Source organism: Yoonia sp., assembly GCF_036007805.1.
GTDB lineage: Bacteria > Pseudomonadota > Alphaproteobacteria > Rhodobacterales > Rhodobacteraceae > Yoonia.
Window position 1 is genome coordinate 1 of record NZ_DASYOK010000356.1, and the last position, 7976, is coordinate 7976.

Here is a 7976-nt window from a genome sequence, read left to right on the forward strand (position 1 = left end):
CTGACGATTGATCCCTCTGGCGTGCATATGCGCACTGACGGCGCCTATTATATGGCAGGCTGTCCGCCCGATGACGACGGGCCTGTCGATTATGCCGATTTTGACGCTGATCATAGCATCTGGGAAGACAAGGTCTGGCCGATCCTCGCCACCCGTATACCTCAGTTCGAGGCGATCAAGCTGCGCAATTCATGGGTCGGGCATTACGCTTACAACACCTTCGACCAGAACGCGATTTTGGGGGCACATGACCGTGTGGAGAATTTTATCTTTGTGAACGGGTTCTCGGGGCACGGCTTGCAGCAATCCCCTGCTATCGGGCGCGGCACGGCGGAATTGATCACTTATGGGGAATACCGCACGCTTGATCTGAGCCCGTTGAACTTTACCCGCATCGCGCAAGGCGCCCGCTTTGTCGAAAAGGCCGTGATATGAAGATGGCGCCCAACGCCTTTCTGGCCGCAATCCGTGCGGGCCGTCCGCAAATCGGGCTGTGGATCAGCCTATCGCACAATTATGCCGCCGAGGTGGTCGCAAGTGCGGGCTATGATTGGCTCTTGGTCGATATGGAGCACGCACCCAGCGATATGGCGACTGTTCTGGGCCAATTGCAGGCAATCGCGGCACATGGATCAACCGCCATCGTGCGCCCGCCGTGGAACGACGCTGTGATGGTGAAACGCCTGTTGGATATGGGCGCACCGGGGCTGCTGTTCCCGATGGTCCAGTCGGTGCAGGAAGCGCAGGCCGCAGTCGCCGCCTGTCGCTATCCACCCCAAGGCGTGCGCGGTGTCGCAGGGTCCATCCGCGCCAACAACTTTGGGCGGATCACCGATTATTATGCCAGAGCAGGCGATGAAACAGCTGTGCTGGTGCAGGTCGAAACCCGTGCGGCTGTGGCGCAGGCGTTAGATATTGGTCAGGTCGGTGGGGTGGATGGTGTCTTTTTCGGACCCGCCGATATTGCAGCGGATATGGGGCTACTCGGCAAACACATGTCGCAGGAGGTCTGGGATCTGATCCTGCCTGCGGCGCGCAAGTTGATGGATGCGGGCATCCCTGTGGGCACATTGGTGACGGACCCTGCGTTCGCGGCAAAGCTGCTCTCTGACGGGTTCACGTTTGTGGCCTGCGGCACGGATACGAATTTGCTGGCCAAAGGGGCCGATGCATTGCTGGCGCAGATGCGCGCAGCGACAGAAAAGGAAAACACATGAAAAAACTTGTTCTCACAGGGGCCGCGGGCCGTCTTGGATCATACCTGCGCGAGCCGCTGACAAAGATGTGCGATGAGCTGGTCAGCACCGACTTAGCCGATGATATCGGCAAGCTCTATCCCGGCGAAAGCTATGTGCAGGCCGATCTTTCCAGCCTTGATGCTATGCTTGAGGTCATCAAAGGGGCCGATATGGTCGTCCATTTCGGGGCCATCGGTGATGAGGCCCCTTGGGACGATATCCTGCAATCCAACATCATCGGTGCCTATAACGTCTGGGAGGCCGCCTATCGTTGCGGCGTCAAGCGCGTAGTCTATGCCAGTTCCGTCCATGCGGTGGGCATGCACCTGAAAACCGACACCATTGGATTGGACGCCCCCCACCGCCCTGACACCTACTATGGGCTGGCCAAATGCTTTTGCGAGGATCTGGCGAGCCTCTACTGGGACAAGCGCGGGGTGGAAAGCGTCTGCATGCGCATCTTCTCCTGTGCGCAGGCCACAAACGCGCGCAGCATCGGCACTTGGCTGTCTTATGACGATCTGATCCATCTGGTGGAACGGTCTATCGACAGCCCCGTGGTAGGATTCACTGTGGTTTACGGCATCTCTAACAACGACCGCGCGGTGGTGGATAACAGCAAGGCGGGCCATCTGGGCTATCGCCCCAAAGACAACGCCGAGGTTTTTGCCAAAGCGGTCTTTGCCGACACCCCGCCGCTGGACAACAAGGACCTAGCCAATCTGTGCATCGGCGGGCCTTTCGCGACGGTGGAACTGGGCAACTCCGGCGTGGCCGCCCTTGGCGTGGTGGATGATCGCAAGGATACCTAAGGCTTGCGCCCTTGCGCGACCCACATGCCCGCAAGGATCAACGCGACCCCCAATGTGCGCGCCCAAAGATTTCCGGGCGCGCCCATAATGATGTCCAGTACCACACCTGAAATCATCTGCCCGGCGATGATCATCAGCGCGGTCTGGGCCGCCCCGATTCTTGCGATCAACCAACTGCCGGCGGCAATAAAGACAACGCCCACAGGCCCGCCCAGATAGGCCCACCATGGAGCCTGTGCTGGTTCGCCCGCGAATAACCCGCCCACCGCCAGCGCCACACAGGTGATAAAGACCAGCCCCACCAGATGGTTCCAGAACGACGATTCCATCGCCGAGGTCGAGAGTGCCAGCCGCCCGTTGATCTGGCGGCTGAGTGACACCAGAACGCCGGCCAGAATGGCGAGGGCAGCAAAAAAGATCATGTGCTGCTGCCAAAAAAGATCAGGATCAGACTGCCCGCGATGATCAGCGCCAAGGCCACAAAATCGCGCCGCACCGGCATCCGCTTGGGCAGGCCGAACAACCCGCGCATATCGGCAAAAAGGCTAAACACCATTTGGCCCGCCAGCCCAAGCGCAATGGTCCCTGACAGAGCCAGTGCTGAATTCAGCGTGGCTGATGTCAACATCACCGTTACCGCCCCAGACACGCCGCCAAGATAGACCCAGAGCGGCGGGCGCGCTACCTGCGCACGTTTTGGACGCAAGACCAGCAAAAATAACAGCGCCGCGACACTGCCCGTCAGATGGGGCACCCATGATGCAAAGAACAGCGACCCAAAGGCTGCCAATGTGCCATTGAAGAGCACCATAAAGGACAACAATCCGCCCGTGCCAAAGGCGGCGGCGAAATGCAGTGGATGATTTGAAAGCTGGGGCTGCGACATAGTCGCAGGTGTCACTCTTTAGACGCGGGAACGCAATTGCTGTTGGCGCTTTATCGCACCAAAATATTGCTTGGGCCGCTCGGGCCGTGACGATTTGATATCGCGCAGTTTGCCAATCAGTTCACGCCCGGCCCTGGACAGTCCGTAAGATGCATAGCGCGACATCCACGAGGGCAACTCTTCAACCGCATGGGCATGCAGGACCATCTTCTTTTCTTGTGCGGTCAACTGATCAAAAGGCACCTCACAGGTTTCCCTGCGCATCAGATCAACACAAAGCGCCATCAGGCTTTGTTGTGGATCGTCATGGGTTGGGGCAGCAAATGTTGTGAGATACCGGTCAGCAAGTTGATGATCCAGTTTGGCGAAGCGGCGCCGCACCAATTGATGACCAAAAAGCCAAATTGCCACAAAACTCATGAACACGAACACAATACTCACTGGCAACACCGATCCATCTTACTGCCCCACTATACCTCATATAGTACACCTTTGTCGAGAATTCGTCTTAATTAGTACATTCCCAAGTCGTTCGGATAACAGAAGATGAATATGTTGTTTCGTCGTTGACACCTCATGCAGCCGCTTTATAAGCCGCTCATTCATTGGTGTTGGTGGCCCGCGCAAGCGGAACCCTGTCGCTCCGGCAAAATCCGGGGAAAGGACAACGCCCTTCGCAATATAAAAGAAGGAGATCAGCGTATGACTAAACGTACCGCTGCCAAGTACAAAATTGACCGCCGGATGGGCGAGAACATCTGGGGTCGTCCAAAATCACCGGTCAACCGTCGTGAATATGGCCCCGGCCAGCACGGTCAGCGCCGCAAGGGCAAACTGTCCGACTTCGGGACACAGCTGCGCGCGAAGCAAAAGCTGAAGGGCTACTATGGCGACCTCACCGAAAAGCAGTTCCGCCGCATTTATGGCGAAGCCGAACGTGTCAAAGGCGATACAGGTGAAAACCTTATCGGTCTGCTCGAGCGTCGTCTGGACGCCGTTGTCTACCGCGCCAAATTCGTGCCAACAGTTTTTGCTGCACGCCAGTTCGTGAACCACGGCCACGTCACAGTAAACGGCCAGCGTGTGAACATCCCGTCCTACCGCGTAAAAGAAGGTGACGTGATCGAAGTGCGCCAGAAGTCCAAGCAGCTTGAGCTGGTTCTGGTTGCATCCCAACTGCCAGAGCGCGATGTGCCTGATTACATGGACGTCGACCATAACAAGATGACAGCGACTTTCGTACGCACACCGGGCCTTGGCGATGTGCCATATCCGGTCACGATGGAACCAAACCTCGTCGTCGAATTCTACGCCAAGAACTAATCTTGGCAATTCTTCGGCGATATGCCGGAGCACATGTTTCAAGGCCGCTCCGATCCGGGGCGGCCTTTTCATTTGTAGGGCCCACCAATCTACTGGCGTTGCATCCAGCGGGGCGATAGAACGGGCGAAACGAGACGGGAACGGACTTTCATGGCGGACGGCATTCAACCCCAACCGGGCATTCTGGACATCGCACTTTACAAAGGTGGCGATGCGCATCTGGACGGCGTCAGCAATGTGCTCAAGCTGTCGTCAAACGAAAATCCTTTAGGTCCAAGCGACGCCGTCAAAGAGGCGATCGTAAGGGCAACCCATGATCTGCACCGCTACCCGCCAACCGACCACGCCAAGCTGCGTGCCGCCATTGCAGAGGTCTGGCATGTCGATGCCGAGCGTATTTTCTGCGGCGTTGGTTCTGGCGATGTCCTGAAACTTCTGGCCGAGGCCTACGCCGGCCCCGGTGATGAGGTTGTCTTTACCGAGCATGGTTTTTCCATGTATCCGATCTATGCCCACGCCTGTGGCGCAACCCCTGTCGTGGTCCCCGAGAACGAGCGCGTCGTGGATGTGGATGCGATCCTTGCGGCCTGCACGGACAAGACGAAACTGGTCTTTATTGCCAATCCGGCCAACCCCACGGGCACGATGATCGGCAGCGCCGAGGTGGCACGTCTGGCCGAGGGTCTTCCGCCGCAAGCGCTTTTGGTGCTGGACGGCGCATATGCGGAATTTGTCGATGGGTTCGATGCTGGCAAAGCCTTGGTCGAAGCCCGCGAGAATGTCTTCATGTCGCGCACGTTTTCGAAAATCTATGGTCTCGGCGGGATGCGTGTGGGTTGGGGCTACGGGCCTCAGGCGATCATTGATGTGCTCAACCGCATCAGAGGGCCTTTCAATCTTTCTTCAGCCGCACTCGCTGCCGCGGAAGCGGCGGTGCGCGATACGGCGCATACCGAAAAATGCCGCGTTGAGAACGCCAAATGGCGCGACTGGCTGGCTAATGCACTTGCCGAACTGGGCGTGCCGTCTGATACTTCCACCGCCAATTTTATCCTTGCACGGTTTGCCGATGAGGCCGAGGCGACGGCCTGTGACGCGCATCTGCGTGCAAATGGGATCATTGTGCGCCGTGTCGCAGGTTACGGCCTGCCGCATTGCCTGCGGATTACGATCGGTGATGAAAGCGCCTGTCGCCGCGTGGCCCATGCGATTGCGCAGTTCAAAGGGGCCAAGTGATGGCCCGGATTTACGACCGCGTTGCGCTGATCGGGCTTGGCCTGATTGCCTCATCCATGTGCCACGCCATGCGCCGCGCGGGGCTGGCCGGTGAAATTGTTGGTTACGCACGGTCCGCTGCAACCCGGGAAACGGCGCGCGAGATCGGGCTTTGCGATCGTGTCTATGACACGGCAGCAGAGGCCGCCAAAGATGCGGACCTTGTCGTGCTCTGCGTGCCGGTCGGCGCCATGGAAAGCGTCGCGCAGGAAATCGCTCCGGTCCTGAAACAAGGTGCCACGGTCAGTGATGTCGGTTCGGTCAAAAGCACGGTGATCGAGGCCGTTGGTCCGCATATCCCCGAGGGCGTACACTTTGTCCCTGCGCACCCGCTGGCGGGCACCGAACATTCCGGGCCGCGCTCTGGCTTTGCCGAGCTTTTTGAAAACCGTTTCTGCATCATTGTTCCGGTTGAAGGGTCCGACCGTGCCGCCATTGACCGGCTGATTGACCTGTGGCGCGGTATGGGCGCATTGATTGACGAAATGGATGCCGAACACCACGATCTGGTGCTCGCTGTGACCAGCCACACGCCGCACCTGATTGCCTACACGATGGTCGGTGTGGCCGATGATCTGCGCCGTGTGACCGATAGTGAAGTCATCAAATACTCTGCCGCCGGTTTCCGCGATTTCACCCGCATCGCCGCCTCTGATCCTGTGATGTGGCGTGATGTGTTCCTGAACAACAAAGAAGCGACTCTGGAAATACTGGGGCGTTTCACCGAAGAATTATTCGCGCTGCAACGGGCCATCCGCCAAGGGGACGGGGATCACTTGCATGATTATTTCACTCGCACCCGCGCAATTCGGCGGGGCATTATTGAAGCGGGTCAGGATACGGATGCACCCGATTTTGGCCGCGTGAAAGTGCGCAAAGAGTGACGCGTTGGGCGATCCTCTGCATCGCCATGGTCCTGTCTGGCCCTGTGTTCGCGCAGGATATTGTCCGCCCCGTGGCGCGCGCCGTTTCAGAAGCACCGCCAGAAAACGTCGTCAGACCAGTTGCGCGCCCGAGTGAGCGTCCGCTTCTGGAACATGGCGCGCAGACGCGGCCATTGTTCCGCGCTGAACGCAACCTTTTCGCCTTTAGCCCGAATGCCATCGCGCTGTCTCTGCGCCCTGCGGTACGGCCTGCGTCTATCGAAGCCGCAGCGGAAGAACGGCGTCTTGCACGGGCGCGCGGGCAGGTCTGCGGCAACCCTGCGATCCAAGGCACGGTGGTGGGCACGATCAATGGGGCAGGGGCCTGCGGGGTGACGGATGCGGTGAAACTGCGCTCTGTCGCCGGTGTCTCGCTCAGGCCGCAGCCGACGATTGATTGCCGCACGGCGCGTGCGCTGAATACGTGGGTCGAGCGCGGTGTCGTGCCTGCGGTGGGCGGCGAGGGTGGTGGCGTGTCCTCTTTGCGTATTGTTTCACACTTTGCCTGCCGGACGCGCAACAACCAACCGGGTGGGCGGCTGTCGGAACATGCCTTTGGACGTGCCATTGATATTGCAGGCATACAGTTGCGCGATGGGAGTGAAATGACCCTCCTGACCGATTGGGATTCTGCAGATCACGGCGCGCAATTGCGGGCAATGTGGCGGGCGGCGTGCGGGCCATTCGGGACAGTGCTTGGCCCCGAGGCGAACCGCTTTCATCGCGATCACTTTCATTTTGACACAGCGCGCTATCGCAGCGGGTCCTACTGCCGCTAATCCGTGCCAAGTCGTGCTTTACCCTTTTGAAAGCTGGGCCTATAAGCGCACTCATGTTGCGGCAGATGATCATAAGCATTATTTGCCCGGCGGCCTGAAACCTTTCACGCCTGCCGGGAAAAGGTGTCAGCGTGCGCGCACCGATCCAACGTGATAATTCCATATGACTGCTAAAGGACGCCACCCATGTGCGCCGAAACACCCGACTATAAACAAACCCTGAACCTGCCCCGCACCGATTTTCCCATGCGCGCCGGATTGCCCAAGCGCGAGCCCGAGTGGCTGGAACGCTGGGCGCAGATCGGCGTCTATGACCGCCTGCGTGAAAAGGCCGAAGGGCGCAAACCTTTCACCCTCCACGATGGCCCACCCTATGCCAACGGGCATCTGCACATCGGCCACGCGCTGAACAAGATCCTCAAGGATATGGTTGTGCGCAGCCAGCAGATGATGGGCCGCGATGCCCGCTATGTACCCGGTTGGGATTGCCACGGTCTGCCCATCGAATGGAAGATCGAGGAACAATACCGCGCCAAGGGCCGCGACAAGGATGATGTGAACGTCGTCGATTTCCGTCAGGAATGCCGCAAGTTCGCCGAAGGCTGGGTTGATATCCAGCGCGAGGAATTCAAGCGTCTGGGCATCACCGGGAACTGGGATGATCCCTACCTGACGATGAATTTCCACGCCGAACGCGTGATCGCCGAGGAATTCCAGAAGTTCCTGATGAACGGCACGCT

The 7976-nt window shown here is 58.7% G+C and carries 11 protein-coding genes; 8 read left to right on the forward strand and 3 right to left on the reverse strand.

The window, feature by feature from the left end; all coding sequences use genetic code 11:
- The 3 genes from VGP75_RS18580 to VGP75_RS18590 all read left to right on the forward strand — a co-directional run.
- The coding region (locus VGP75_RS18580) for an NAD(P)/FAD-dependent oxidoreductase (RefSeq protein ID WP_327545074.1) at positions 1-435 on the forward strand (435 nt) is incomplete at its 5' end.
- A complete protein-coding gene (locus VGP75_RS18585) occupies positions 432-1217 on the forward strand; it encodes an HpcH/HpaI aldolase family protein (RefSeq protein ID WP_327545075.1) in 786 nt (261 codons plus the stop codon). The genes VGP75_RS18580 and VGP75_RS18585, both read left to right, overlap by 4 nt.
- Positions 1214-2050: an NAD-dependent epimerase/dehydratase family protein gene (locus VGP75_RS18590; RefSeq protein WP_327545076.1), complete on the forward strand. Its 837-nt coding sequence runs from the start codon at positions 1214-1216 to the stop codon at positions 2048-2050. The genes VGP75_RS18585 and VGP75_RS18590 overlap by 4 nt, the downstream gene beginning before the upstream one ends.
- Here VGP75_RS18590 and VGP75_RS18595 read toward each other — a convergent pair.
- The 3 genes from VGP75_RS18595 to VGP75_RS18605 are packed head-to-tail and all read right to left on the reverse strand — an operon-like array spanning position 2047 to position 3383.
- Positions 2047-2472, reverse strand: a complete 426-nt coding sequence (locus VGP75_RS18595; RefSeq protein ID WP_327545077.1) for a DMT family transporter — start codon at positions 2470-2472, stop codon at positions 2047-2049. The genes VGP75_RS18590 and VGP75_RS18595 overlap by 4 nt on opposite strands.
- Positions 2469-2936 (reverse strand): DMT family transporter, encoded by a 468-nt coding sequence (locus tag VGP75_RS18600; protein ID WP_327545078.1) that lies wholly within the window; start codon positions 2934-2936, stop codon positions 2469-2471. The genes VGP75_RS18595 and VGP75_RS18600 overlap by 4 nt, the downstream gene beginning before the upstream one ends.
- Before the next feature lie 18 nt (positions 2937-2954).
- Positions 2955-3383: a hypothetical protein gene (locus VGP75_RS18605; protein WP_327545079.1), complete on the reverse strand. Its 429-nt coding sequence runs from the start codon at positions 3381-3383 to the stop codon at positions 2955-2957.
- Positions 3384-3638: 255 nt separating this feature from the next.
- Between VGP75_RS18605 and rpsD the strand changes: the two genes are divergently transcribed.
- From rpsD to VGP75_RS18630, 5 genes are all read left to right on the forward strand, one after another.
- On the forward strand, positions 3639-4259 hold the full coding sequence (gene rpsD, locus VGP75_RS18610) for a 30S ribosomal protein S4 (protein ID WP_055687112.1): 621 nt from the start codon (positions 3639-3641) through the stop codon (positions 4257-4259).
- Between the two features lie 150 nt (positions 4260-4409).
- Positions 4410-5495: a histidinol-phosphate transaminase gene (gene hisC, locus VGP75_RS18615; RefSeq protein ID WP_327545080.1), complete on the forward strand. Its 1086-nt coding sequence runs from the start codon at positions 4410-4412 to the stop codon at positions 5493-5495.
- The gene (locus VGP75_RS18620; RefSeq protein WP_327545081.1) at positions 5495-6418 is read left to right on the forward strand and encodes a prephenate/arogenate dehydrogenase family protein; all 924 of its coding nucleotides are present in this window, start codon (positions 5495-5497) and stop codon (positions 6416-6418) included. The genes hisC and VGP75_RS18620 overlap by 1 nt, the downstream gene beginning before the upstream one ends.
- Positions 6415-7236 carry an extensin-like domain-containing protein gene (locus tag VGP75_RS18625; protein WP_327545082.1) on the forward strand — a complete coding sequence of 274 codons (822 nt, stop codon included), beginning with the start codon at positions 6415-6417 and terminating at the stop codon, positions 7234-7236. The genes VGP75_RS18620 and VGP75_RS18625 overlap by 4 nt, the downstream gene beginning before the upstream one ends.
- Before the next feature lie 186 nt (positions 7237-7422).
- Positions 7423-7976, forward strand: a 554-nt coding sequence (locus VGP75_RS18630) for a class I tRNA ligase family protein (protein WP_327545083.1), incomplete at its 3' end; no start/stop codon positions are given.

What these genes read in the sequence shown, in the direction of transcription:
- rpsD (WP_055687112.1), top strand. Translation starts at nt 3,639, where the DNA reads ATGACTAAACGTACCGCTGCCAAGTACAAAATTGACCGCCGGATGGGC.
- VGP75_RS18620 (WP_327545081.1), top strand. Translation starts at nt 5,495, where the DNA reads ATGGCCCGGATTTACGACCGCGTTGCGCTGATCGGGCTTGGCCTGATT.
- VGP75_RS18600 (WP_327545078.1), bottom strand. Translation starts at nt 2,936, where the DNA reads ATGTCGCAGCCCCAGCTTTCAAATCATCCACTGCATTTCGCCGCCGCC.
- VGP75_RS18585 (WP_327545075.1), top strand. Translation starts at nt 432, where the DNA reads ATGAAGATGGCGCCCAACGCCTTTCTGGCCGCAATCCGTGCGGGCCGT.
- VGP75_RS18590 (WP_327545076.1), top strand. Translation starts at nt 1,214, where the DNA reads ATGAAAAAACTTGTTCTCACAGGGGCCGCGGGCCGTCTTGGATCATAC.
- hisC (WP_327545080.1), top strand. Translation starts at nt 4,410, where the DNA reads ATGGCGGACGGCATTCAACCCCAACCGGGCATTCTGGACATCGCACTT.
- VGP75_RS18595 (WP_327545077.1), bottom strand. Translation starts at nt 2,472, where the DNA reads ATGATCTTTTTTGCTGCCCTCGCCATTCTGGCCGGCGTTCTGGTGTCA.